20 protein-coding genes and 1 pseudogene are annotated in these 24,026 nt (G+C 70.7%); 11 read left to right on the top strand and 10 right to left on the bottom strand.

Features of this window, described 5'->3' with window-relative positions; genetic code table 11:
* The first annotated feature begins 63 nt into the window (after positions 1 to 63).
* From AC0682_RS03820 to AC0682_RS03810, 3 genes are all read left to right on the top strand, one after another.
* On the top strand, positions 64 to 1,860 hold the full coding sequence (locus tag AC0682_RS03820; RefSeq protein WP_478530764.1) for an LCP family protein: 1,797 nt from the start codon (positions 64 to 66) through the stop codon (positions 1,858 to 1,860).
* 64 nt (positions 1,861 to 1,924) lie between these two features.
* The gene (locus AC0682_RS03815; RefSeq protein ID WP_478530789.1) at positions 1,925 to 3,613 is read left to right on the top strand and encodes an LCP family protein; all 1,689 of its coding nucleotides are present in this window, start codon (positions 1,925 to 1,927) and stop codon (positions 3,611 to 3,613) included.
* Between the two features lie 234 nt (positions 3,614 to 3,847).
* Complete coding sequence (locus tag AC0682_RS03810) at positions 3,848 to 5,356, top strand: LCP family protein (protein ID WP_478530763.1); 1,509 nt, start codon at positions 3,848 to 3,850, stop codon at positions 5,354 to 5,356.
* A gap of 205 nt (positions 5,357 to 5,561) precedes the next feature.
* Here AC0682_RS03810 and AC0682_RS03805 read toward each other — a convergent pair whose 3' ends face one another.
* A complete protein-coding gene (locus tag AC0682_RS03805; protein ID WP_254812424.1) occupies positions 5,562 to 6,110 on the bottom strand; it encodes an acyl-CoA thioesterase in 549 nt (182 codons plus the stop codon).
* Between the two features lie 204 nt (positions 6,111 to 6,314).
* On the opposite strand from AC0682_RS03805, the gene AC0682_RS03800 reads away from it, so the two are divergent.
* The gene (locus AC0682_RS03800; RefSeq protein WP_254812423.1) at positions 6,315 to 7,637 is read left to right on the top strand and encodes an LCP family protein; all 1,323 of its coding nucleotides are present in this window, start codon (positions 6,315 to 6,317) and stop codon (positions 7,635 to 7,637) included.
* Between the two features lie 96 nt (positions 7,638 to 7,733).
* Here AC0682_RS03800 and AC0682_RS03795 read toward each other — a convergent pair whose 3' ends face one another.
* Positions 7,734 to 8,774, bottom strand: a complete 1,041-nt coding sequence (locus tag AC0682_RS03795) for a DUF5954 family protein (RefSeq protein ID WP_478530762.1) — start codon at positions 8,772 to 8,774, stop codon at positions 7,734 to 7,736.
* Positions 8,775 to 8,843: 69 nt separating this feature from the next.
* On the opposite strand from AC0682_RS03795, the pseudogene AC0682_RS03790 reads away from it, so the two are divergent.
* Positions 8,844 to 9,773 (top strand): annotated as a pseudogene (locus tag AC0682_RS03790) (hypothetical protein).
* 38 nt (positions 9,774 to 9,811) lie between these two features.
* Here the strand turns inward: AC0682_RS03790 and AC0682_RS03785 are convergent.
* Entirely contained in the window at positions 9,812 to 10,285 is a 474-nt protein-coding gene (locus AC0682_RS03785) for a hypothetical protein (RefSeq protein ID WP_478530788.1), read from the bottom strand.
* A gap of 162 nt (positions 10,286 to 10,447) precedes the next feature.
* Between AC0682_RS03785 and AC0682_RS03780 the strand changes: the two genes are divergently transcribed.
* Both AC0682_RS03780 and AC0682_RS03775 read left to right on the top strand, forming a co-directional pair.
* Positions 10,448 to 11,020: a dihydrofolate reductase family protein gene (locus tag AC0682_RS03780; protein WP_478530761.1), complete on the top strand. Its 573-nt coding sequence runs from the start codon at positions 10,448 to 10,450 to the stop codon at positions 11,018 to 11,020.
* Positions 11,021 to 11,461: 441 nt separating this feature from the next.
* Positions 11,462 to 11,884, top strand: a complete 423-nt coding sequence (locus tag AC0682_RS03775; protein WP_478530760.1) for a hypothetical protein — start codon at positions 11,462 to 11,464, stop codon at positions 11,882 to 11,884.
* Between the two features lie 365 nt (positions 11,885 to 12,249).
* On the opposite strand, the gene AC0682_RS03770 is transcribed toward AC0682_RS03775, so the two are convergent.
* Complete coding sequence (locus tag AC0682_RS03770; RefSeq protein ID WP_254813256.1) at positions 12,250 to 13,407, bottom strand: acyl-CoA dehydrogenase; 1,158 nt, start codon at positions 13,405 to 13,407, stop codon at positions 12,250 to 12,252.
* A 206-nt stretch (positions 13,408 to 13,613) separates the two neighbouring features.
* Between AC0682_RS03770 and AC0682_RS03765 the strand changes: the two genes are divergently transcribed.
* Both AC0682_RS03765 and AC0682_RS03760 read left to right on the top strand, forming a co-directional pair.
* On the top strand, positions 13,614 to 14,957 hold the full coding sequence (locus AC0682_RS03765) for a UDP-glucose dehydrogenase family protein (RefSeq protein WP_478530759.1): 1,344 nt from the start codon (positions 13,614 to 13,616) through the stop codon (positions 14,955 to 14,957).
* A gap of 90 nt (positions 14,958 to 15,047) precedes the next feature.
* A complete protein-coding gene (locus tag AC0682_RS03760) occupies positions 15,048 to 15,410 on the top strand; it encodes a VOC family protein (protein ID WP_478530758.1) in 363 nt (120 codons plus the stop codon).
* A 166-nt stretch (positions 15,411 to 15,576) separates the two neighbouring features.
* Here AC0682_RS03760 and AC0682_RS03755 read toward each other — a convergent pair whose 3' ends face one another.
* From AC0682_RS03755 to AC0682_RS03740, 4 genes are all read right to left on the bottom strand, one after another.
* Positions 15,577 to 15,963: a pentapeptide repeat-containing protein gene (locus AC0682_RS03755; protein ID WP_478530757.1), complete on the bottom strand. Its 387-nt coding sequence runs from the start codon at positions 15,961 to 15,963 to the stop codon at positions 15,577 to 15,579.
* 299 nt (positions 15,964 to 16,262) lie between these two features.
* A complete protein-coding gene (locus tag AC0682_RS03750; RefSeq protein WP_478530756.1) occupies positions 16,263 to 17,459 on the bottom strand; it encodes a dipeptidase in 1,197 nt (398 codons plus the stop codon).
* A gap of 9 nt (positions 17,460 to 17,468) precedes the next feature.
* Positions 17,469 to 18,002: a 5-(carboxyamino)imidazole ribonucleotide mutase gene (gene purE / locus AC0682_RS03745; protein ID WP_254812420.1), complete on the bottom strand. Its 534-nt coding sequence runs from the start codon at positions 18,000 to 18,002 to the stop codon at positions 17,469 to 17,471.
* Positions 17,999 to 19,138, bottom strand: a complete 1,140-nt coding sequence (locus tag AC0682_RS03740; RefSeq protein WP_478530755.1) for a 5-(carboxyamino)imidazole ribonucleotide synthase — start codon at positions 19,136 to 19,138, stop codon at positions 17,999 to 18,001. The genes purE and AC0682_RS03740 overlap by 4 nt, the downstream gene beginning before the upstream one ends.
* 162 nt (positions 19,139 to 19,300) lie before the next feature.
* Here AC0682_RS03740 and AC0682_RS03735 point away from each other — a divergent pair, with 162 nt between their 5' ends.
* On the top strand, positions 19,301 to 19,834 hold the full coding sequence (locus AC0682_RS03735; RefSeq protein ID WP_478530754.1) for a GtrA family protein: 534 nt from the start codon (positions 19,301 to 19,303) through the stop codon (positions 19,832 to 19,834).
* A gap of 96 nt (positions 19,835 to 19,930) precedes the next feature.
* Here the strand turns inward: AC0682_RS03735 and AC0682_RS03730 are convergent, their stop codons facing one another.
* Both AC0682_RS03730 and AC0682_RS03725 read right to left on the bottom strand, forming a co-directional pair.
* The gene (locus tag AC0682_RS03730) at positions 19,931 to 21,196 is read right to left on the bottom strand and encodes an ATP-binding protein (protein WP_478530753.1); all 1,266 of its coding nucleotides are present in this window, start codon (positions 21,194 to 21,196) and stop codon (positions 19,931 to 19,933) included.
* A gap of 52 nt (positions 21,197 to 21,248) precedes the next feature.
* Complete coding sequence (locus AC0682_RS03725; protein ID WP_254812417.1) at positions 21,249 to 21,926, bottom strand: response regulator transcription factor; 678 nt, start codon at positions 21,924 to 21,926, stop codon at positions 21,249 to 21,251.
* A gap of 492 nt (positions 21,927 to 22,418) precedes the next feature.
* Between AC0682_RS03725 and AC0682_RS03720 the strand changes: the two genes are divergently transcribed.
* On the top strand, positions 22,419 to 23,903 hold the full coding sequence (locus AC0682_RS03720) for an oligopeptide:H+ symporter (RefSeq protein ID WP_478530752.1): 1,485 nt from the start codon (positions 22,419 to 22,421) through the stop codon (positions 23,901 to 23,903).
* The last annotated feature ends 123 nt before the right edge of the window (positions 23,904 to 24,026 follow it).

The raw sequence follows: 24,026 nt of genomic DNA, 5'->3' as shown, positions 1-24,026 counted from the left end.
AAGGAACGAGCGCCTAGCCGGGGGAGGCGCCTCGCGTGGCACCGACGGAGGACTCGAGCAACCGTGGATGCGCAAAGCCGTGGGCAGGCGGACGAGATCGACCCCGCCGACCAGTGGGTCCTCAACCCGCAGACCGGCAACTACGAACTGCGACTGGACCATTCCGTTGGGGAGTCGCCCGTCGCGGCGCGTACGGCGGTCGGCGCGGATTCCGGCCACCGCGGTGACACGCGGATCGGTTCCCAGCGCGACGGTTCCGCCTCCGAGGACGCCGGACTCCGCGAGGGATCCGGGCTCCGTGAGAGCTCCGGGCGGCGCGAGGTGCCCGGCCAGCGCAGCCGCCGGGCCTCCCAGAGCGGCGGGCGCGGCGCGGACGCCTCGGCGGCCGGGGGCGCGGGCCGCCGCAAGCGCAAGGCCCCGAAGGCGCGCGGCAAGAAGGCGCTCCTGTGGACGGGCGGGGTGACCGCGTTCGTCGTGGTGGCCGCCGGGGTGGGCGCGTACATCCTGTACGAGCGGTTCGACGGCAACATCAGCACCATCGACATCGGCGACGCGGGCAACAGGGACGTCCTCGCCGACGGACCGATGAACATCCTGATCATCGGCACCGACAAGCGCACCGGCAAGGGCAACGAGGGGTACGGCGACAAGGGCAGCGAGGGCCACGCCGACACCAACATCCTCTTCCACGTCTCCGAGGACCGCACCAACGCCACGGCGATGAGCATCCCGCGCGACCTGGTGACCGACATCCCCGACTGCGAGACCGTGCAGCCGGACGGGTCGAAGCAGACGATCCCCGGCACCCCGAACGCCCGCTTCAACGTCAGCCTCGGCCAGGAGGGACGCAATCCCGGCTGCACCATGCAGACGGTGGAGGCCATCACCGGCATCAGGCCGGACCACTTCATGATGGTCGACTTCAACGCGGTCAAGGAGCTGACCACCGCGGTCGGCGGCGTCAAGGTCTGCATGGCCAAGCCGATAGACGACCCGAAGTCCCACCTGAAGCTCCCCGAGGGAGAGTCGACGGTCCAGGGTGAGGACGCGCTGGCCCTGCTGCGCACCCGGGACAGCTTCGGCAACAGGAGCGACCTCGACCGGATCAAGGTCCAGCAGCAGTTCCTCGGCTCGATGATCCGCGAGATGAAGTCGAGCGACACCCTCACCAACCCGACCAAGCTGTTCAAGCTGGCCGACGCGGCGACCAACGCCCTCACCGTCGACCAGGGGATCGGCAGTGCGAAGAAGCTCATGACCCTCGCGCAGGAGCTCGGCAAGGTCGACGCCAAGAACATCACCTTCGTGACCATGCCGGTGGTGGACAACCCCGCGGAGCCGAAGCCCGTCACCGTGGTCGTGGACCCGGTGAAGGGGGAGCAGCTCTTCGCGATGGTGCGCTCCGACACCTCGCTGACCGAGGTGAAGCAGAAGGAGAAGGCCGCCAAGAGCGCGCAGGCCGCCCTGCTCAAGGGCCCGAAGGCCGCGCCCGCCGACGTACGCGTCGATGTCCTCAACGGCGGACAGATCTCCGGCGCCGCGGGCGCGACCGTCAGCTGGCTTCAGAACCAGCAGGGCGTGCTGAAGTCCACGAACAAGGCCAACGCCCCCGAGAAGATCGAGAAGACGACGCTGGAGTACGGGCCCAACCAGGCCGACCAGGCCCGTGCGCTGGCCGAGATGATGGGGCTGCCCGCCACGGCCATGAAGCCGGGCACCACCGACGCCGCGGAACTGGAGGCGATGGTGCTGACGCTGGGGGCGGACTTCAAGGGCGCGGGCATCCCCGTCACCGGACCGGCGAAGGCGCCGGAGGGCATCGACAAGGCAAGCGCCGACAAGGCGGTATGCGCCAAGTGACTCCGGGTCACCGCGCCGCGGCGGAAATCTGAACAGCATGGGGGGTCCGGTGGGACGGAGCAGTATGCCCGGGGAGGGGACACGGTCGCGCGTACGCCACGCACACCGGCCCGATGGGGACGAGGGCCAGTACGAGGACGGGGGCGGGAGCGGCGGCTCCACCGGCACACCCGCCGCGAAGGCCGCCGCCGACGCCCCTGGGGGGCGGTCCGGGACGCGGGGCACGAGCAGCCGGGGCCGGAGCGGGCGGAGCACCCGCCGGGCCCCCAAGAGCGGCAGTCGGCGCGTGCTGCGCTGGGGATCCTCCGTACTCGCTCTGCTCATACTCGGCGCCGGCGGTGCCGGCTACCTGTACTACGAGCACCTCAACGGCAACATCAGGAAAGAGGATCTGACCCTCGGTGACAGGCGGATGGCCGACCACAAGGCCAACGCCGCCGGGCAGACCCCGCTCAACATCCTGCTCATCGGCTCCGACGCCCGGGACTCCGAGGCGAACCAGAAGCTGGGCGGCGCCAAGGAGACCTTCGGCGCTCCCCCGCTGGCCGATGTGCAGATGCTGCTCCACCTCTCCGCGGACCGCTCCAACCTCTCCGTGATCAGCATGCCGCGCGACACCATGCTGAAGATGCCCAAGTGCACGGCCCCGGACGGCGAGGTCTTCCCGGCCAGCACGGTGGACGTGCAGACCAACCAGAGCCTGAGCCGCGGTGGCCCGGGGTGCACGGTGGCCGCCTGGTACGAGCTGACCGGCATCCGCATCGACCACTTCATGATGATCGACTTCGCCGGTGTGGTCTCGATGGCCGACGCGATCGGCGGGGTCCCGGTCTGTGTGAGCGACAACGTGTACTCGCGCGGGGCCAACGGACGCGGCGGCTCCGGGCTGAGGCTGGAGAAGGGGACCACGTACGTCCAGGGCGAGCAGGCCCTCCAGTGGCTGCGCACCCGGTACGGCTTCGAGGACGGCAGCGACCTCGCGCGGGCCAAGGCCCAGCACCAGTACATGAACGCGATGGTGCGGGAGCTGCGCCAGGGGACCAAGCTCACCGACCCGGGCAAGCTGATGAAACTGGCCGAGGCTGCGACAAACGCGCTGACGGTCGACAAGGGGCTCGACACGGTCAAGAAGCTCTACGACCTGGCCGAGGAGCTGAAGAAGGTCCCGCCCAAGCGCATCACGATGTCCACGATGCCGAACGTGTACGGCACCGGGGTCCACGCGGGCCGGGTGTACCCGAAGGCGGGCGACGCGGAGCAGCTGTTCCGGATGGTCCGCGAGGACATGCCGCTGGACGGCAAGGCGTCGAAGCGGAAGCCGGAGGAGGCGAAGGACCCGTCCGCCCCGGTCGGTGAGATCGCCGTGGTCGTACGGAACGGGACCGCCACCGACGCCCTCGGCCCGGTCTCCGGGCGGGCGGGCGACGTGGCCGGCCTGCTGAAGGAGGCGGGGTTCGGCCAGGCCACCGTCGACCCGGACGACGTGACGAAGTCGGCGCGGACCGGGATCCTGTATCCGAGCGCGGACCTGGAGGGCGATGCCCAGGCGGTCGCCAAGGCGCTCGGCATCCCGGTCTCGCAGGTGAAGAGGTCGACCGACGTCTCGGGTATCTCGCTGGCCGTGGGCGCCGACTGGCGCGAGGACGGCCCCTACCCGGTCTCCAAGGGCAAGGAGAAGACCCCGGAGTCGGCGGGCGCCGTCAACGGCGAGGACAAGGGATGCATGCAGGTCGACCCGAAGTACACCTGGTGACCCGCTGAGGGACCGCACGCACGGAAGGCGGGCGGGCTGAGGGGCCGCGCGTACGGGGAGCGGGCGGGTCGGGAAGCGGCTGTTTCCGGCCGTCCCGTTACCGCGAACGGGGGACACCGGTGCGCGCCGCCGGGTCGTGGGCCGGGGCGGAGATCGTATGGGCCTAACGTGCGATGGTCCCCTCGCGCCACGGAGGTGTCTCCCCGCCGTGACCACCCGGAGGTGTCTCCGCCCGTGACCGCCCCCCGTCCCCCGCAGCGCACGCACCGCCCCCGCACCACTCCCCCGCGCCGCCGCCCCCCGCAGGGCGCGCGGCCGGTCCGCTCCCGGAAGCAGGACGAGCGGCCGTGCTGGGGCATGCGGGTGGCCACCGGGCTCTCCGTGCTGGTGCTGGGCGCGGGAGGCATCGGCCACGCGGTGGTGAGCAACCTGGAGGGCGGGATCGGGCGGGTCGACCCGTTCAAGGACATGAAGAACCGTCCGCAGTCCGGGCACGGCACCAATCTGCTGCTGGTGGGCACCGACGGACGCGACACCATCACCAAGGAGGAGAAGCGGAAGTACCGGCTCGGCGGCGCGCCCTGCCACTGCACCGACACGATCATGCTGGTGCACCTCTCGGCCGACAAGCAGCGGGCGAGCGTCGTGAGCCTCCCCCGGGACAGCTACGCCGAGGTCCCGGCCCACACCGACCGCACGACCGGGGAGAAGCACGCGAGCCACCCGGTGAAGCTGAACGCGGCCTACGCGGAGGGCGGGCCGACGCTGACCGTGCGGACGGTCGAGCACATGACGGGCGTCAAGATCGACCACTATCTGGAGGTCGACTTCACCAGCTTCATGAAGACGGTCGACGCGGTGGGCGGGGTGCAGATCTGCACGGCCCAACCGATGAAGGACTCGTACACCGGGCTGGACCTGCCCGCGGGCACGCACCGGCTCGACGGGGGCCAGGCGCTGCAGTACGTCCGCTCCCGCCATGTCGACGTCGCCTCCGACCTGGGCCGGATGCAGCGCCAGCAGAAGTTCGTTGCGGCCCTGATCAAGCAGGCGACGGGCAACGGGGTACTGCTGAACCCGGTGAAGTTCCAACAGGTCTCGGCGTCCGTACTGGGGTCGGTCCGGGCCGACGAGGGGTTCGGTACGGAGGAGATGCTGGCGCTCGGCAGGGCGATGAAGGACTTCAGCCCTGCGTCGTCGGAGTTCACCTCCGTACCGATCGGGAACCCCAGCTTCCCGGTGAAGGGCATCGGCTCGACGGTCCAGTGGGACGCGGAGAAATCGAAGAAGCTGTTCCAGGCGCTGCGCGAGGACCGGCCGCTGGCCCCGGTGAAGCCGAAGCCCGCCGCGGGCGCGCCGGAACCGCCCGCCGCGACGCTGGTGGAGGTGGCGCCGGAGGAGGTCCGGGTGCAGGTCTACAACGGCACCCCGAAGGACGGCCTCGGCAAGGACGTGGACGCGGGCCTGCGGGCCACCGGCTTCAACACGACGAACGCCCCGCTCAACGGCGAGCTGCGGAACCTTCAGCGCACGCTCGTGACGTACGACCCGCGCTGGGACCGCTCGGCGAAGTCGCTGGCCGCCGCGCTGCCGGGGAGCGAGCTGAAGGCGGTGAAGGGCCAGGGCGCGGTGATGGAGGTGACGGCCGGCGCGGACTTCACGAAGGTGCGGCCGGTGCGGGCGGAGACCAAGCACTCGGGCCAGTTCGCCACGGTGACGGGGGACGAGGCGGTCTGCCCTTGAGGGCGTGCCGGGAGGCTTCGGGGTGCGGGCCCGCGCGGCCGGAGATCTCGGGATACGGACCGCGCGAGCGGAGGCCTCGGGGTACGGGCCCGCGCGGCCGGGAGGCCTCGGGGTACGGGCCCGCGCGGCCGGGAGGCCTCGGGGTACGGGCCCACGCGGCCTCGGGTCGTGAGGGCTTCGAGCCCCCTGCGGCCTGGGGCCCGCCTCAGTCGTCGATGCCGTCGGCCGCGCGCTGCTCGCGCAGCTCCTTGATCGCCCGGCGGCGCGCGAGACGATGGGTGCGCCGGATCTGCGCCTCCTGGTAGCGCCGCTTGTCGCGCTCGGTCTCGGGGATCACCGGCGGTACGCGGCGCGGCTTGCCGTCCGCGTCGACGGCGGCGAAGACCAGGTAGGCGCTGCCGACCTGCTGGGCGGGGGTGGACTCGTTCCAGCGCTCGGCCATCACGCGGACGCCGACCTCCATGGAGGAGCGGCCCGTCCAGTTCACCTGGGCGCGTACGTGAACCAGGTCACCGACTCTGACCGGCTCCAGGAAGACCATCTCGTCCATCGACGCGGTCACGGCGGGCCCGCCGGAGTGGCGTCCGGCCACGGCGCCCGCCGCGTCGTCGACCAGTTTCATGATCACGCCACCGTGCACCGTCCCCAGGAGGTTGGTGTCGTTGCCGGTCATGATGTGGCTGAGGGTCGTTCGGGACGCCGCGGTGGGCTTGCCCGGAATCTCGTCCTCGGGGCGGGTGGCCTGATCTGTCATACAGTCCACCTTATGTGTGGGCCGTCGGCCGTGTGCGGCAGGCGGCCTCGTGCGGGCAGGCAGCCAGTCCCCTGCCGGCACGGGGCCGCTCCCCCTGTCCGTGCGGGGCCGGGATCGCGCGGAATGCATCAGCTTCGCAACAGCCTCGGTGCGATTTCCCTTACACCCTGTAATAGCTGCGGGTCGGGACGGCACACTGTTCGGATGAACGATTGGCCCGATCGACGGACCGGTGACCCCAACGAGCGCTACGGCCTGGGCAGCGCCAGCCCCCAGCCCGAGAGCGCCCGGGCGATGCCCCACATCCAGCGCCGCCCGGCCCCGCCGCAGAGGCCGTCCGTGCCGCCGCAGAGGCCTCACGTCCCCCCGCGGAGCCGGGGGTACGACGACCGCTACCCGGGCTCCGGCGGTCAGGGACACCACCCCGACGCCGGGTACGACAGCGGTTACAACACCGGCCAGGTCTACGGGGCCGGGGGCCGGGGTGCCGGGGGCGGCGGTCGCGGGGGCAGCGGCGGTGACGGCAGTTACCGGCCGAGCCGCCCGGCGCCGGACTGGGGCCGCCGGATCAAGCTCGGCGCGCTGACCCTGGTCGTCGTGTTCCTCGTGGTCTCCGTCTCGACGTACTTCTGGGCCGACTCCAAGCTGAAGCGCGAGGTCGACCTGGCCAAGGTCATCGAGCGCCCGAGCGAGGGCAAGGGCACGAACTATCTGATCGTCGGCTCCGACAGCCGGGAGGGCATGTCGGCCGAGGAGAAGAAGCGGCTGCGCACCGGCTCCGCCGAGGGCAAGCGCACCGACTCGATGATGATCCTGCACCGGGGCTCGGGCGGCCCGACGCTGATCTCCCTGCCGCGCGACTCCCAGGTGGAGATCCCGTCCTTCAAGGGGTCCCAGTCCGGCAAGGTGTTCCAGGGCACCGGCCGCCAGGTGAAGCTGAACGCCGCGTACGCCGAGGACGGGCCCGAACTCCTGGTGCGTACGGTCGAGTTCAACACCGGGCTGCGCATCGACCACTACGTCGAGATCGGGTTCGGCGGCTTCGCGCAGATCGTGGACGCGATCGGCGGGGTCGAGATGGACATCCCGAAGGCGTTCAAGGACAAGAAGTCCGGCGCCGACTTCCAGGCCGGGAAGCAGACGCTGAACGGTGAGCAGTCCCTGGCCTTCGTCCGCACCCGGTACGCCTTCGCGGGCAGCGACCTGGACCGTACGAAGAACCAGCAGAAGTTCCTGGCGGCGCTGGCGAGCCAGACGGCGACCCCGTCCACGATCCTCAACCCGTTCAGGCTCTACCCGACGATGGGCGCGGGCCTGGACACCCTGATCGTGGACAAGGACATGTCCCTCTGGTCGCTGAGCCAGATGTTCTTCGCGATGAAGGGCGTCACGGGTGGCGACGGCACGTCGATGAACATGCCGATCTCGGGCAGCAACGGCGGCAACCTGGTCTGGGACAAGGCGAAGGTGAAGCAGCTCGTGGAACAGCTGAAGAACGACGAGAAGGTGACGGTGAAGGGCGACTGACCCCCCGCCACCTCCTCCGCCGTCTCTCTGCGACCCCCTCCGCCACCTCCTCATGGCACACGGGACCTTCCCCTGCGAGTGCGCCTGCGCGCTCGATCAGTAGGTGATGGTCCCGTGCTCGTCCATGCGGGGGTGGATCTGGGAAGGGCCGTAGTCGTCCGTGTCGGACGGGCGCGGCGTCTCCGGTCCGTCCGGCCCGATGCGCATCACGCGCTCGACCCGGACGACGTCGAACCGCTTGCCCCGCACGACGAGTTCGTTGGGCCGACGGCGTGCGGTGAACTTCTTCGCGGCCCGCTCGTTGACGGCCGCCTCCTCCTCGTCCACCTTCATCCACTCGGGCAGCTCGGGCATGCCCGGCAGGTCCGGGAGCTCCGGCATGGGCCGGGTGAGGTGGTCGACGAGGGCGCGCCGGGCGCCCTGCGGGGTCGCGTGCTGCCCGGTCACCATCGACCAGGACTGCTCGTTCCGCTCCACCACCCGGAACGTCGCCGGGAGGAGCACGACGCCCGGGTGGGTGGTCAACGCCCGCTGGGAATCGGCCCGTACGTCGTCGGGGAAGCGGCTCGCGGTGTAGGAGAGGTGGAGCAGTCCGACCCGGTCGATCCCCTCGGTCAGCCCGACGGCCGCCGCGTGGTCGATGACGAACCCCTTGGTGCGGGAGGTCTCGGGCGCGTCCAGGTCCCAGCCGTCCTCGTCCGGGTCGGTGGCCCGGGGCGGCTCCAGGCGCCCGCCCCCGATCCGGGCGAACTCGTCGGCCCGCACGACGCGGTAGCGCACCCCGGCCGCGGTCACCTCGTTGACCGGCTTGGCCTCCAGCAGGGCCACCGCCTCCAGCAGCGAGCGCCGCTCGGCCCGGTCCTCCGCCTCGTCCTTGGCCTTGTTCCAGAGGTACGAGTTCAGCTCGTCCCGGGCCATCTGCGGGAAACCGGTGTCGAGTTCACCCAGCAGCCGCCAGCGAGGCCGCTCCCCGCGCCGCTGCTCGGCGAGCCCGAACAGCGGCCCCCGGACCACGATGTTCGGATACTTGCGGACGGAGGCGAACGCGTCCGCCTCGGTGACCTCGGAGACCGGATCGTCGCGACGCGTGACACGGATCGTGAGATGGTGGGGCGACTTCGCCGCGTGATCGTCCATGCACCCAGTGTGCCGAAGGGGGGCGGGCGGTGTCAGGGCTTCCGCCACAAAGCCCCCCTCGCCTACGCCCTGGCAGAGGTTCCCGGGCCCCTCCCGGCCTCCGGCGTCGTGCACGTCGCCACCCCGCACACCAGCCGCTTCACGATCGTCGGCAACCACCCGGCCCAGCACCCCGACCTGTCGCTCACCGCGATCGGCCTGGGCACGCACATCCAGTCGCTGCCCGCCGGTTCCAGGATCGGCGTCAAGACGCTCGCGGCCCGCTTCGCCGAGGGCGAGACGAGGATCGCCGCCGCCCTGCGCGAGCTGGAGGCCCACGGCTACCTGCACCGGGACCGCGTACGGCTGGCGAACGGCCGGATCACCACCCGTACCGTCTTCTGCAACCAACCGGGGGCGATGAGAGCACCCCGGCCGCCTGCCCCGGCCGCCGTCCCCGCGCCCTCCCCTCCGGCACCCCCGGCCCCCACGCCCGCACGGTCCGCCGACCTCATGCGCGTACCGATCACCGAGCCCATGCCCGTACCGGCCCCCGTACCGCAGACGCGCCCGTCGGCCTCCACGCCCACCGGCCCCGCGCGGAAGGCACCGCCCCGCCCGCTCCCCCAGCCCCGCGAACTCACCGCGGAACTCCGGCAGACAGCCGCCACCCTCCTGGCAGACCTGCGGCGGCACGCCCCCGAACTCGTGCTCTCCGAGGCCGACATCGACCGCCTCACCCCCGCCACAGCCACCTGGCTCGAACGCGACACACACCCCGACACCATCCGCCACACCCTCACCACCGACCTCCCCCAACCCGTCAAATACCCCGCCTAACTCGTCCGCCACCGCCTCACCGCACTCCTGCCACCACCCCTCCCCGACACCCCGGAACCACCCCCCACCCGCACCACACTCACCATCCCCGTGCAGAACTGCGACCGCTGCGACCGCGGATACCGCTCCAGGCACCCCGGACACTGCCGCGACTGCCGGGACCGGCTGTCGGCGGCGTAGCCCCCGGACCGTCCCGTCCCGCCCCACGGCAGCGGCTGTCACGACGGAGTGGGGCCTTTCGGTTCGAGAGCGGCGAAGTCCTCGTGGAGGGCGTCGAGATGACGGCCCGTGGGCTCCCCGACCGGGTCCAGCTCGGCCAGCCGCCAGCCGGGCAACTGCTCCTCCACCTCGGCCGGCAGCGACCCGTCCGCCGGATCGGCCAGGGCGTGCAGCACCCCGAACGCGGTCTCCCGGGCCACCTCGCGGGCCAGCTCGCCGAGGTCCTCGGGGGTGAGCCCGGCCGCGAGAGCCCGGTCGACGGGCCCGGCGGCCACGCCGTCGCCGCGGTAGGAGTCCACCCAGCGCGACGCCTCCGTGCCCCAGGCGTCGACGTCCTGCCACACCGTGCGCAGCAACCGGTAGCGGGCGAGCTGCGGGAGCCCCTCCTCTGCCTCGGACTCCGCCCAGTCCGGGGCGTCGTCGTCCGCCCCCAGGGCGCGGAAGAGGGCGGTGAGCCTGTCGAGTTCGGTCATCCCGGTCATGGGGAGGGAGGCTACCCGGCCGTGGGCCGGACGGATGGGGCTGCCGGGACCGATGAGTTTCGGTGGAGTACGCGGTCAGTACGTCTGTAAGAGTTGATGCCCGCGCGAGCGCCCCCAAGCGAAGCACCCCCACGAGATCTCCAGGAGCCACTGATGCGCACTCTGATCAGCACCGCGTTCGTTTCCCTCGACGGCGTCGTGGAGGCCCCCGGCGGCGAGCCCGGCTACCGGAACTCGGGGTGGACCTTCAAGGATGTGGAGTTCCTCCCGGAGGCGTACGAGATCAAGGGCCGGGAGCAGGAGGAGGCCGCGGGCCTGATGCTGGGCCGGACCAGCTACGAGGCGTTCAGCGCGGTGTGGCCGGGCATGGAGGAGTTCGCGGAGTACAAGGTGATGCCGAAGTACGTCGTCTCCACCACGCTCCAGGAGGAGGACCTGGTCTCCGACTGGGGCGACACCACGATCCTGCGCTCGGCCGACGAGGTGGCCGCGCTGAAGGAGACCGACGGCGGCCCGATCATCATCCACGGCAGCGCCACCCTCAACCGCAGCCTGTCCGACGCCGGCCTGATCGACCGCTACCACCTGCTGGTCTTCCCGCTCCTGCTGGGCGCGGGGAAGCGGCTGTTCAGCACGAGCGACAAGGACACCCAGAAGCTGAAGCTGGTCGAGCACGAGGCGTACGCGAACGGCATCCAGAAGAACGTGTTCGACGTGGTGCGCTGACCGCTTGAAGCCAAGCCACAGGTGCCGGGGGCCGCAGCTGTACCGGGAGGCGTTACGGCAGGTTTGCGCGCCACACGATCCACCGAACCTGATTCGTTCCTTCACAAATCCGGGTGCTTCACAGCGCATCGGACGCTGACCTGCACGGACACCCTCTATATAGAGGGCTTACGCAGGACTCCCCCGCCGTGTGGGTGGACGGGGAGGGGGAGTCGGTGCTTCAGGGCTGGAAGCCGCACGACGCCGTAGTTCGGATTCCGTCCCGTATGGTGCCGATGCCCAGGAAGGCGTGCGATGTCGCAGAACGAGCCGGGCTTTAGACGTCATCTCATTTGGTGAGTCCGTGCGACGATTTGCCGGCCAGTGGGAAGTCGTGAGCGGGGGCGAAGGCAGATGGAGTACGTCAATCTCGATGCGCAGGTCGCCGGCCTGTCAGGGGTCTTGGACCCAGCTCCCTACCTGAGCCACCTGCCCTCGATCTCCGGGTACCTGCCGCCGGGCGCCTGGGCTTTCGCCACGGATACGGACCACTACGACTTCCACAGCAGACGATGCGTGAAGGACCTGACGCTCCGGGCTGTCCGGGGTGCCGGCGGTGCGGAGATGGAGGTCGAGCTCCAGCACAACTGCTGGAAGCACGACCAAGACCTGCTGATCCGCTACACAAGGGTGTCCAGTTTCGTCATCGACCCCGTCGACGAGAACCGGGGAACGGACCTCGGGACGGTGATTCTCGACGAGACCCTGCCGCACCGGGACGGTTGCAGCCACGAGATCGCCTGCTGGGACGGCACACTCACCATCGTCTGCCGTGACTTCCGGGCGACGTGGACCGAAGCCCTCTGCTCGACGAGCGAGTCGTAGGCGGGGCAGATCACGGGGACCATGTCCTGGCTCGCCGGCTGCCGCCGCCTCCACCGGTGCTACGAACGCAAGGCCGACCACCTCCTCGCCTTCACCAGCATCGCCTGCACCCTCATCCGCTACCGCAGACTCACCGAATGAGATGACGTCTTAACCAGGTCGTCGACCGAGCGGGTACGAACGGCCCCCGGCATCATGCCGGGGGCCTTCTCGTCCATGCAGGTCAGCAGCTGTTCCGAGCCCGGCGTCCACCCAGGGTTCCCCAGCATGACACCCGGGAACGGCCCGGGACGGACCCGAACGGACCGGAAGCCGATCCCCGCTCCCCGATCACCCGAGATGGCGGCCGGCCTGCGAAAACCCTGCTACGGCAGGTTCCTCGCCATCACGATCCGCTGCACCTGATTCGTACCTTCGTAAATCTGCGTGATCTTGGCGTCGCGCATCATGCGCTCCACCGGGTAGTCCCGCGTGTAGCCATAGCCGCCGAGGAGCTGGACCGCGTCCGTGGTGACCTCCATGGCCACGTCGGAGGCGAAGCACTTGGCGGCGGCGCCGAAGAAGGTGAGGTCGCCGTCGACGCGCTCGGACTTGGCGGCGGCCGAGTAGGTGAGCTGGCGGGCCGCCTCCAGCTTCATCGCCATGTCGGCGAGCATGAACTGGATGCCCTGGAAGTCCGCGATCGGCTTGCCGAACTGCTTGCGCTCCTGGACGTACCCCTTGGCGTAGTCCAGCGCGCCCTGGGCGATGCCGAGGGCCTGGGCCGCGATGGTGATGCGGGTGTGGTCCAGGGTCTTCATCGCCGTGGCGAAGCCCGTACCCTCCTCGCCGATCATGCGGTCGGCGGGGATGCGGACGTTGTCGAGGTAGACCTCGCGGGTCGGGGAGCCCTTGATGCCGAGCTTCTTCTCCGGGGCGCCGAAGGAGACGCCCTCGTCGGACTTCTCCACGACGAAGGCCGAGATGCCCTTGGAGCGCTTGGTCGGGTCGGTGACGGCCATGACCGTGTAGTACTCGGAGACGCCCGCGTTGGTGATCCAGCGCTTCACGCCGTTGAGGACCCAGAAGTCGCCGTCGCGCTCGGCCCGGGTCTTCATGCCCGCCGCGTCCGAGCCGGCGTCCGGCTCGGAGAGGGCGTACGAGAACATCGCGTCGCCCTTGGCCAGCGGGCCCAGGTACTTGGCCTTCAGCTCCTCGGAGCCGGAGAGGATCACCGGGAGCGAGCCGAGCTTGTTGACGGCCGGGATCAGGGAGGAGGAGGCGCAGGCACGGGCCACCTCCTCGATCACGATGACCGTGGCGAGCGCGTCGGCGCCCGCGCCGCCGTACTCCTCCGGTACGTGGACGGCGTGCAGGTCCGAGGCGACCAGGGCGTCCAGCGCCTCCTGCGGGAAACGGCTCTCCTCGTCGACCGCGGCGGCGAAGGGGGCGATCTTCGTCTCGGCCAGGGAACGGATGGTCTCCCGGAGCATGTCGTGCTCCTCGGCCGGACGGTACAGGTCGAAATCGGTCGAACCCGCCAAGACGCTCACTCCCCAGATGCTAACTACCGTTAAGTAACTCAATTTTAGTGCCGAAGCCTCGGTGCGGCATATGTGAGTGCCACGTGAGCTTGGTGACAGGGGTCGGGCAGAACACGCATACCACCCCTTGTCGGGCGGCGAAATCCGGGCTTCCCCGCCGCGACTATGCTCGGTCCGCACCTCTTTCCGCACCTCCAGGAGCACCCATGGCCCTCAGGATCACCGTGATCGGCACCGGCTATCTCGGCGCCACCCATGCCGCGGCCATGGCCGAGCTGGGGTTCGAGGTCCTCGGGCTCGACGTCGTACCGGAGAAGATCGAGCTGCTGTCGGCCGGGCGGGTGCCGATGTACGAGCCGGGGCTGGAGGAGATGCTCCAGCGTCATGTCGCCGGGCTCCCGGGGTCGACCGGACGGCTGCGCTTCACCACCTCCTGGGAGGAGGTCGCGGACTTCGGGGACGTGCACTTCGTCTGTGTGAACACCCCGCAGAAGCAGGGTGAGTACGCCTGTGACATGAGCTACGTCGACAGCGCCTTCGCCTCCCTCGCCCCGCACCTCACCCGGCCCACCCTGGTCGTCGGCAAGTCGACCGTCCCCGTCGGCTCCGCCGCCCGCCTCGCCGCCCGCCTCGCGGAGCTGGCCCCGGTCGGCTCCGATGCCGAGCTGGCGTGGAACCCGGAGTTCCTGCGCGAGGGCTTCGCCGTCGGCGACACCCTGCACCCGGACCGGATCGTCGTCGGCGTGGAGAGCGAGCGGGCCGAGAAGCTGCTGCGCGAGGTGTACGCCGTGCCGGTCGCGGAGGGGTCCCCGTTCGTCGTCACCGACTTCCCCACCGCCGAGCTGGTGAAGACCTCCGCCAACTCCTTCCTGGCCACGAAGATCTCCTTCATCAACGCCATGGCCGAGGTCTGCGAGGCCGCCGACGGGGACGTCGTGAAGCTGGCGGAGGCCATCGGCCACGACGACCGCATCGGGAAGAAGTTCCTGCGGGCCGGGATCGGCTTCGGCGGCGGCTGTCTGCCCAAGGACATCCGGGCCTTCATGGCGCGCGCCGGTGAACTGGGCGCGGACCAGGCCCTCACCTTCCTCCGCGAGGTCGACTCGATCAACATGCGCCGCCGCGGCCACATGGTCGAGCTGGCCCGGGAGGCCGTGGGCGGCGGCTCGTTCCTCGGCAAGCGGGTGGGCGTCCTCGGCGCCGCCTTCAAGCCGGACTCCGACGACGTACGCGACTCCCCCGCGCTCAACGTCGCCGGGCAGATCCACCTCCAGGGCGGCCAGGTGACCGTCTTCGACCCGAAGGGCATGGACAACGCCCGCCGGCTCTTCCCGACGCTCGGTTACGCCGACTCCGCACTGGAGGCCGTACGCGGCGCGGATGTGGTGCTGCACCTGACGGAGTGGCGCGAGTTCCGCGAGCTGGACCCGGCGGCGCTGGGCGAGGCGGTCTCCCGGCGGATCATCCTGGACGGCCGCAACGCCCTGGACAGCACGGTGTGGCGGGCGGCCGGGTGGACGTACCGGGCGATGGGGCGGCCGAAGGCCTGAACGCCCGGGTGCCCGCACTCACCCGCGCCGGTACGGGGTAGGCGTCTCCCCGTACCGCAACAGGGCGGTACTGACCAGGAGGTATACGTCATGCCCATCGCCACGCTCGGCGCCGTCGTACTGGACTGCCCCGACCCCGTCGCGCTCGCCCGCTTCTACGCCGCCATGATCGGCGGCACCGTCGAGGACGACGGGGAGGGCTGGGTGGAGCTCACCGGCGCCCCGGGCACCCCGCTCGCCTTCCAGGCCGCCCCCGGCTTCGTACCGCCGCGGTGGCCCCGGCCGGACGGTTCCCAGCAGTTCCATCTGGACCTGACCGTGCCGGACCTGGACGCGGCGGAAAGGGAGGTGCTGGCCCTGGGGGCCCGGCCGCTGGACACGGAGGACCGGAAGCGCTCCTTCCGCGTCTACGCGGACCCGGCCGGGCACCCGTTCTGCCTCTGCGCCGGCTGAGGGCTGTCGTCGGACTCCCGTCTACCGTGCGATGCCCGGCAGACACGCTCGGGGTGGCTCGCCGCCGACGGGGCGCCCTGCCCCTGGACGCACCTGGGCCGGCCACCGGTGGAACGGGTGGCCGGCCCAGGTGCGCCGCCCGGCGTCGGCCGGGGTGACGCGCGGTTCAGTTGCCGATGCCCGAGCTGCCCACGCCGGTGTTGCCGATGCCCGAGCTGCCGATGCCCGAGTTGCCGTGGCCGTGGCTGCCGATGCCCGTGTTGCCCATACCGGCGTTGCCCCAGCCCCAGTTGCCGAGGCCTGCGTTGCCGACGCCACCGTTGAAGCCGCCCGCGTTGCCGACGCCCACGTTGTGGATGCCCGCGTTGCCCAGACCCCAGTTGCCGATGCCCGCGTTGCCGGCGCCGCCGTTGAAGGCGCCCGCGCTCCCGACGCCCGAGTTCCCGATGCCCGAGCTGCCCACGCCGCCGGCACTGGCCACGCCCGCGCCGCCGAGGGTGAGTACGGCCGCGGCACCGAGCGCGGTCGTGACACGGAGAAGATTCGTGCGCATCGTTGCGTACCTCCTGTTAGGGATTCCTTGAGGGGATTCCTGCCAGCTATCCCTAACATGAGCTTGCGTCAGATACGGGGAGGATTGCCCGAATTCACCGTGTCGCCGGAGAACGTGAGGGCGGTCGCGCGATACCTAAGGGCTGTCCCGCAATCCCTGGTGGATCAGCGCGCGGCGCCAGATGCGGTGCATCGCAAGGCGGAGGGACGTCCGCACACTGAATGTATTCGGGCGTTCCGACAACGCGGCGAGGCGCCGTAGCTGTCGTCGTGCGCCCGCCAGGGATTGCGGGACAGCCCTTAGCGCAGCCGCCCTTTGTCCAGCTCCTCGATCGTCGCGTGGGACGGACCTCGCATGCTCTGCTCGTCGCGGGCCACGGCCTCCGCGTCGCGCAGTACCCGCACGGCGTTCTGCCAGGTGAGCTTGGCGAGGTCGCCCTCGGACCAGCCGCGCCGCAGCAGCTCGGCCACCAGGTTCGGGTAGCCGGAGACGTCCTCCAGACCGCGCGGGGTGAACGCCGTGCCGTCGTAGTCGCCGCCGATACCGATGTGGTCGATGCCCGCGACCGCCCGCATGTGGTCCAGGTGGTCCGCGATGGTGGCGACCGTGGCCTCGGGGCGCGGGTGGGCCGCCTCGAAGTCCTCGTGGATGCGCATCGCCTGCGGGGTGGTGTCCAGGTGGTGCAGCCCGTGCTCGCGCATGTTGCGGTCGGCAGCCAGGGTCCAGGCGACCGCCTCGGGCAGCACGAACTTCGGCACGAAGGTCGCCATCGCGACGCCGCCGTTGGCCGGGAGGGCGGCCAGCACGTCGTCGGGGATGTTGCGCGGGTGGTCGCAGACGGCCCGGGCCGAGGAGTGCGAGAAGATCACCGGCGCGGTGCTGGTGGCGATCGCGTCGCGCATGACGCCGTCCGCCACGTGGCTGAGGTCGACCAGCATGCCGATGCGGTTCATCTCGCGGACGACCTCGTGGCCGAAGGCGGAGAGCCCGCCGAGGCGGCGCAGGTCGGTGGCGCTGTCGGCCCAGTCGATGTTGTCGTTGTGGGTGAGCGTCATGTAGCGGACGCCCAGCTCGTACAGGGCGCGCAGGGTGCCCAGCGAGTTGTTGATGGAGTGGCCGCCCTCGGCGCCCATCAGGGAGGCGATCCGGCCCTCGGCGCGGGCCTTCTCCAGGTCGTCGGCGGTGAGCGCGCGCCGCAGGTGCGCCGGGTAGCGGGCGATCAGCTCGGCGACGATGTCGATCTGTTCCAGCGTGGCGCTGACCGCCGCGTCGCCGGTCAGGTCGGTGCGGACGTACACCGACCAGAACTGGCCGCCGACCCCGCCCGCCCGCAGCCGGGCCAGGTCGGTGTGGAGCAGGCCGCGCTGGTCGGCGGCGATGTCCCGGGCGTCCAGGTCGTAGCCGACCTGCTCGCGCAGGGCCCAGGGGAGGTCGTTGTGGCCGTCGACGACGGGGTGGGCGGCGAGCAGCTCGTGGGCTCGCTGGAGGTGGTCCATGGCCGCCCCCTACTTTCCGAAGCCGAAGGAGTCGGAGCCCTGGACCTTGGCACGCAGCCGCTTGCCCTTCTCCGTGGCCTGGCTGTTCAGCTCCTGCTGGAACTCCCTCATCCGCTCCTGGAGCGCGGGGTCCTGCGTGGCGAGGACACGGGCGGCGAGCAGGCCCGCGTTGCGCGCGCCGCCGACCGAGACGGTGGCGACGGGGACCCCGGCGGGCATCTGGACGATGGAGAGCAGGCTGTCCATGCCGTCCAGGTACTTCAGAGGCACCGGGACGCCGATGACCGGGAGCGGGGTGACCGAGGCCAGCATTCCGGGCAGGTGGGCGGCGCCGCCCGCGCCCGCGATGATCGCCTTCAGTCCGCGGCCTGCGGCCTCCTCGCCGTACGCGATCATCTCGCGCGGCATGCGGTGGGCGGAGACGACGTCGACCTCGTAGGGGATCTCGAACTCGTCGAGCGCCTTGGCGGCGGCCTCCATGACGGGCCAGTCGGAGTCGGAGCCCATGACGATGCCGATGAGAGGGGCGGCGGGGGGAGTCATTCGGTGATCGTTCCTCGCAGGTAGTCGGCCGCGTGCCGGGCGCGCTCCCGCACGTCCGCCAGATCGTCGCCGTAGGTGTTGACGTGGCCGACCTTGCGGCCGGGCTTCACGTCCTTGCCGTACATGTGGATCTTGAGCTGCGGATCGCGGGCCATGCAGTGCAGGTACGCCTGGTACATGTCCGGGTAGTCACCGCCCAGGACGTTGCACATGACCGTCCAGGGGGCGCGCGGGCGCGGGTCGCCGAGGGGGAGGTCGAGGACGGCCCGGACGTGGTTGGCGAACTGCGAGGTGATCGCGCCGTCCTGGGTCCAGTGGCCCGAGTTGTGCGGGCGCATGGCCAGCTCGTTGACCAGGATGCGGCCGTCGCGCGTCTCGAACAGCTCCACCGCGAGGTGGCCGACGACATCCAGCTCGGCGGCGATGCGGAGCGCCAGCTGCTGGGCCTCGCCGGCCAGCTCCTCGGACAGGTCGGGGGCGGGGGCGATCACCGTGTCGCAGACCCCGTCGACCTGGATGGACTCGACGACCGGGTAGGCGACGGCCTGGCCGTGCGGCGAGCGGACGATGTTGGCCGCCAGCTCCCGTACGAAGTCGACCTTCTCCTCCGCGAGGACCGGGACCCCGGCGCGGAACGGGTCGGCGGCGTCCGCCTCGGAGCGGACCACCCACACGCCCTTGCCGTCGTACCCGCCGCGCACGGTCTTGAGGATGACGGGGAAGCCCCCGACCTCCTGTGCGAACGCGGTGGCGTCGGCCGGGTCGCTCACGATGCGGTTGCGGGGGCAGGGGGCGCCGATCTCCCGCAGCCTGGCGCGCATCACGCCCTTGTCCTGCGCGTGCACCAGGGCATCGGGGCCGGGGCGCACGGGGATGCCGTCCGCCTCCAGGGCCCGCAGGTGCTCGGTGGGCACGTGCTCGTGGTCGAAGGTGATCACGTCGCAGCCCTGGGCGAAGGCGCGGAGCGTGTCCAGGTCGCGATAGTCGCCGATGACGACCTCGCTGACCACCTGGGCCGCCGAGTCCTGGGGCGTGTCACTGAGGAGCTTGAATTTCAGGCCGAGGGGGATACCCGCCTCGTGGGTCATGCGGGCGAGCTGACCGCCGCCGACCATGCCGACTACCGGGAACGTCACGCCTCCAGGGTATCGGGCCCGCCGGGGCCGCCCGGACGCCGTCCGGGTGCCGTGCCCGGCGGGCCCGCGGGGATCGCCGGGGCATCACCCGGGAGGGCTGGATAGCATGGCCGGGTTGACGGAACCGTCGACGCCATCGAACGGACGGACTGAGCGATCACCATGAGCGAACGGGGCGCACTGCGGACCCGGCTTGATCTGCTGGCCCGGGAGGTCGCCAAGTTCGGCGCGGTCGGCGCGGTGGGGCTGCTGGTCAACATCGCGGTCTTCAACCTGCTCCGGCACACCACCGACCTCCAGGTCGTCCGGGCGAGCGTGCTGGCGACGTTCGTCGCGATCCTCTGCAACTACGTGGGCTTCCGCTACTGGACCTACCGGGAGCGCGACAAGACCGGCCGGACCCGTGAGCTGTCCCTGTTCCTGCTGTTCAGCGCGGCGGGCGCGGTGATCGAGAACGGCGTGCTGTACCTGGCGACGTACGGCTTCGACTGGAACAGCCCGGTCCAGAGCAACTTCTTCAAGATCCTGGGCATCGGGATCGCCACCCTCTTCCGCTTCTGGTCCTACCGGACCTGGGTCTTCAAGGCGCTCCCGCCCGCCTCCCCGTCCGCCGGGGAGGCCGTGCCCGGCACGGAGCGGTTTCTGGAGCAGCGGCGGCCGGCGGAGACGGTAGAGCGCGCTCCCGTACGGAACTGATCCCCCGGTACGGAACCAACCCCGCCCTACGGAAGCGGTCGCGCCGCACCGGACCGATCCCGTCGCACGGAACCGGGACCGGGCACACGTACGTGCTCAGCGCACCGGGCGTTCGGTGTCCTTGCGCTCCGGCGGGATGCGGCTGAGGAAGAGCGCGAAGACCGCCGGGTGCTGCTGGAGCAGCTCCAGCCGGCCGCCGTCCGCCTCGGCGAGGTCCCGGGCGACGGCCAGGCCGATGCCGGTGGAGTTGCGGCCGCTGATCGTCCGCTCGAAGATCCGTGCCCCCAGCTCGGCCGGCACGCCGGGGCCCTCGTCGGTGACCTCGATGACGACCTGGTTGCCGGTGACGCGGGTGCGCAGGGCGACGGTGCCGCCACCGTGCATGAGCGAGTTCTCGATCAGCGCGGCCAGGACCTGGGCGACCGCGCCCGGGGTGCCGACCGCCCGCAGCCCGTGCTTGCCCGAGCGGACCAGCGCACGGCCGGTGGAGCGGTAGGCGGGGCGCCACTCCTCGATCTGCTGCTTGATCACCTCGTCCAGGTCGAAGGCGACGGCGGAGCCGGTGCGCGGGTCGCGGGAGTTGGTCAGCAGTCGCTCGACGACGTCGGTGAGGCGCTCGACCTGGGTGAGGGCGATGTTCGCCTCCTCCTTCACCGTCTCCGGGTCGTCGGTCACCGAGATCTCCTCCAGTCGCATGGAGAGCGCGGTGAGCGGCGTGCGGAGCTGGTGCGAGGCGTCCGCCGCGAGCCGCCGCTCGGCGGTCAGCATCCGGGCGATCCGCTCGGCGGAGGCGTCCAGGACGTCCGCGACCCGGTCCAGCTCGGGCACCCCGTACCGCTTGTGGCGCGGGCGCGGGTCGCCGGAGCCGAGGCGTTCGGCGGTCTCGGCGAGGTCGGTGAGCGGGGAGGCGAGCCGGTTGCCCTGGCGTACGGCGAGGAGCACGGCCGAGATGATCGCGAGCAGCGCCACCGCGCCGATGATCAGGAGGGTTCGGCCGACCTCCCGGGCGATGGTCGAGCGGGACTCCTCGACGGTGACCTTCTCGCCGCGCTCACCGGTCTCGGTGGCGCGCAGGACGCTGCCGGTGGGGCGCTCTCCCACGGCGATGGTCTCGCGGCCGGGGATCTCGATCAGGGCGAACCGGGAGGCGTCGATCTGCTCGGAGAGCACCCCGGCGTTGATCACCTCCTCGCCCAGCAGCCGGCTGTCGACCACGCTGATCAGCCGCAGCGCCTCGGACTCGACGCTCTCCTGGGCGCTGGCGCTGATGGTGCGCGTCTCCACGATGACGAGGGAGACGCCGAAGACCGCGATGACCACGAGGACCACGGCGAGCGTGGAGTTGATCAGGCGGCGGCGCATGGCCGCCGGTTCTTCCGCTGTCCGGCTTCAGAGTGCATGAGGGCTTCGTACGTCAGCTCTTCTCGAACCGGAAGCCGACGCCCCGGACCGTGGCGATGTAGCGGGGGTTGGCCGCGTCGTCGCCGAGCTTCTTGCGGAGCCAGGAGATGTGCATGTCCAGCGTCTTGGTGGAGGACCACCAGGTGGTGTCCCAGACCTCGCGCATCAGCTGGTCGCGGGTGACGACCCGGCCGGCGTCCCGGACGAGGACCCGCAGCAGGTCGAACTCCTTGGCGGTGAGCTGGAGTTCCTCCTCGCCCATCCAGGCCCGGTGCGACTCGACGTCGATCCGGACGCCGTGGGTGGCGGGCTGCGCGGCGGGCTCGGCGGCGCCGCGCCGGAGCAGCGCCCGGACCCGGGCGAGCAGCTCCGCGAGGCGGAAGGGCTTGGTCACGTAGTCGTCGGCGCCGGCGTCCAGGCCGACCACCGTGTCGACCTCGTCGGCGCGGGCCGTCAGCACCAGGATCGGCACGGTGTGACCGTCGGCACGGAGGCGGCGGGCGACTTCGAGGCCGTCCATCCCGGGCAGCCCCAGATCGAGGACCACGAGATCGACGCCCCCCTGGAGTCCGGCGTCGAGCGCCGTCGGGCCGTCCTGGCGCACCTCGACCTCGTAACCCTCCCGACGCAGTGCGCGGGCCAGCGGCTCCGAGATGGACGCGTCGTCCTCGGCGAGCAGTACACGGGTCATGGACTGATGGTAGTCCGGCCGGGACGCCCGGAGTGAGGCTCGGACCATCGCCTGCGGGTCAGCGCCACAATCCGGACAAGGACCTTTGAATATGGGAGCCTGGTTCCAGCCCTACCTGTGATCCATATCTCAAGTCCTTCCATATGGTGCTGTGTCGTGTCGTATGGTGTCCCGACGCCTGATGCACTACGCAGGGACCTTTGGGCCGCCTTGAGCGCCAAGGGTCTCTTCTGCGTGCTGGACCGGTTCGCACCGGCCCGTATCGAGTGAATGACCTGTGAGCCGGGCCCGGAGCGTGAAGAACGCGCGACGGGTGTGGATCCCGACGCGGCACTTCCCCGCCCCGCCGCCGAACGCTCCGACCGGAGCCCGGCCCCGGGGCGAGTCCTCCCCAGGCGTGGGGACGGGGTGCGCCCGCGCCGGTGCCGGCTGCCCCCCACCGGGCGCGCACCGCTCACGAGGCGAGCGCGTCCCGACGAGCAAGGATCGACCATGGCGTCCAGCCTGACGAAGGACTCGGCCAGTTCCGGCGAGAAGACCTTCTTCGGCCACCCTCGCGGCCTGGCCACTCTCTTCATGACGGAGATGTGGGAGCGCTTCAGCTATTACGGCATGAGGGCACTGCTCCCGCTCTACCTGATCGCGCCCGGCGGGCTCGACATGAACCCCGCCACGGCGACCGCGATCTACTCCGTCTACCTGTCGCTGGTGTACCTGCTCGCCATGCCCGGCGGCTGGTTCGGCGACCGGGTCTGGGGCCCGCGCAAGACCGTCGCCATCGCCGGCGGGGTCATCATGGCGGGCCACCTGGTCCTGGCCCTGCCCTGGGAGGGCACGTTCTTCGCCGGCCTGGGCCTCGTGGCCATCGGATCGGGTCTGCTGAAGTCCAACATCTCGACGATGGTCGGCCACCTCTACGACGGCCCGGACGACCCGCGCCGCGACGGTGGCTTCACGATCTTCTACATGGGCATCAACATGGGTGCCTTCGCAGCGCCCCTGGTGATCGGCACCATCGGCGAGAACGTCAACTGGCACCTCGGCTTCGCCCTCGCGGCCCTCGGTATGGGTCTCGGTGTGCTCCAGTTCCTCATCGGCACCCGCCACCTGAACGAGCGCAGCCTGATCGTCCCGAAGCCGCTCTCCAAGGACGAGCGCGCCTCCACCCTGCGCAAGTCGATGATCTGGCTGGGCGTCGCGGCCGTCTTCTACATCGGCACGGTCGTCACCGGCGTCTACACGCTGAACTGGCTGCTGGTCCCGATCACCATCGCCGGTCTCGTCATCCCGGTGATGGTCCTGGTCCGCATCAAGCGCGACAAGGAGCTGAGCGAGGCCGAGCAGTCGAAGATGTCCGGCTACATCTGGTTCTTCGTGGCCGCCGCCATCTTCTGGATGATCTACGACCAGGGCGGTTCGACGCTCGCGATCTTCGCTGAGTCCTCGGCCGACAACAGCGTCTTCGGCTGGGACTTCCCGGTCTCCTGGTACCAGTCGGTCAACCCGGTCCTGATCATGGCGCTCGCCCCGGTCTTCGCCGCCTTCTGGCTGGCGCTGAACCGGCGCGGCAAGGAGCCGAGCACGATCGTGAAGTTCAGCTCCGGTCTCGTGCTGATCGGTGCCTCGTTCTTCGTCTTCCTGATGCCGCTCACCATCGCGGGCGACGGCCACAAGGCCGCCGCGATGTGGATGGTCGCGATCTACTTCGTCCAGACCGTCGCGGAGCTGACGCTCTCGCCGGTCGGCCTGTCGGTCACGACGAAGATGGCTCCGGCGAAGTACGCGAGCCAGATGATGGGTGTCTGGTTCCTCGCCGTCACCGCCGGCGACTGCACCACGGGTCTGCTCTCGCTGGCCGGTGTGGGGCTCAACGGCACCGGGGTGGTGGCCCTGGAGGCGACGCTCGCGGTGGGCGCGGGTGTCGCGATCTTCATGTACCGCAGCAAGGTCAAGAAGCTCATGGGCAGCGTCCACTGACGTCCGCCCCGTAGGGCCGCACGGGGAAAGGGCGGCGCACCGAAAAAAACCCCGTGTGGCGGACCCTCCCCCCCCCGGGACTCCCCTTTTTTTTTCGCCCTCCCCCCCCCCCCCCCCCACAAG

The organism is Streptomyces sp. NPDC043746 (assembly GCF_056436485.1).
This window is presented reverse-complemented; position numbering and strand designations above follow the sequence as displayed.

Bases quoted from the DNA above. Each gene is read 5' to 3' on its own strand.
- AC0682_RS03800 (WP_254812423.1), top strand. From the start codon at position 6,315: ATGAACGATTGGCCCGATCGACGGACCGGTGACCCCAACGAGCGCTAC.
- AC0682_RS03795 (WP_478530762.1), bottom strand. From the start codon at position 8,774: ATGGACGATCACGCGGCGAAGTCGCCCCACCATCTCACGATCCGTGTC.
- AC0682_RS03815 (WP_478530789.1), top strand. From the start codon at position 1,925: ATGCCCGGGGAGGGGACACGGTCGCGCGTACGCCACGCACACCGGCCC.
- AC0682_RS03760 (WP_478530758.1), top strand. From the start codon at position 15,048: ATGCCCATCGCCACGCTCGGCGCCGTCGTACTGGACTGCCCCGACCCC.
- AC0682_RS03780 (WP_478530761.1), top strand. From the start codon at position 10,448: ATGCGCACTCTGATCAGCACCGCGTTCGTTTCCCTCGACGGCGTCGTG.
- AC0682_RS03720 (WP_478530752.1), top strand. From the start codon at position 22,419: ATGGCGTCCAGCCTGACGAAGGACTCGGCCAGTTCCGGCGAGAAGACC.
- AC0682_RS03805 (WP_254812424.1), bottom strand. From the start codon at position 6,110: ATGACAGATCAGGCCACCCGCCCCGAGGACGAGATTCCGGGCAAGCCC.
- AC0682_RS03730 (WP_478530753.1), bottom strand. From the start codon at position 21,196: ATGCGCCGCCGCCTGATCAACTCCACGCTCGCCGTGGTCCTCGTGGTC.
- AC0682_RS03725 (WP_254812417.1), bottom strand. From the start codon at position 21,926: ATGACCCGTGTACTGCTCGCCGAGGACGACGCGTCCATCTCGGAGCCG.
- AC0682_RS03765 (WP_478530759.1), top strand. From the start codon at position 13,614: ATGGCCCTCAGGATCACCGTGATCGGCACCGGCTATCTCGGCGCCACC.
- AC0682_RS03755 (WP_478530757.1), bottom strand. From the start codon at position 15,963: ATGCGCACGAATCTTCTCCGTGTCACGACCGCGCTCGGTGCCGCGGCC.
- AC0682_RS03750 (WP_478530756.1), bottom strand. From the start codon at position 17,459: ATGGACCACCTCCAGCGAGCCCACGAGCTGCTCGCCGCCCACCCCGTC.
- purE (WP_254812420.1), bottom strand. From the start codon at position 18,002: ATGACTCCCCCCGCCGCCCCTCTCATCGGCATCGTCATGGGCTCCGAC.
- AC0682_RS03735 (WP_478530754.1), top strand. From the start codon at position 19,301: ATGAGCGAACGGGGCGCACTGCGGACCCGGCTTGATCTGCTGGCCCGG.
- AC0682_RS03785 (WP_478530788.1), bottom strand. From the start codon at position 10,285: ATGACCGAACTCGACAGGCTCACCGCCCTCTTCCGCGCCCTGGGGGCG.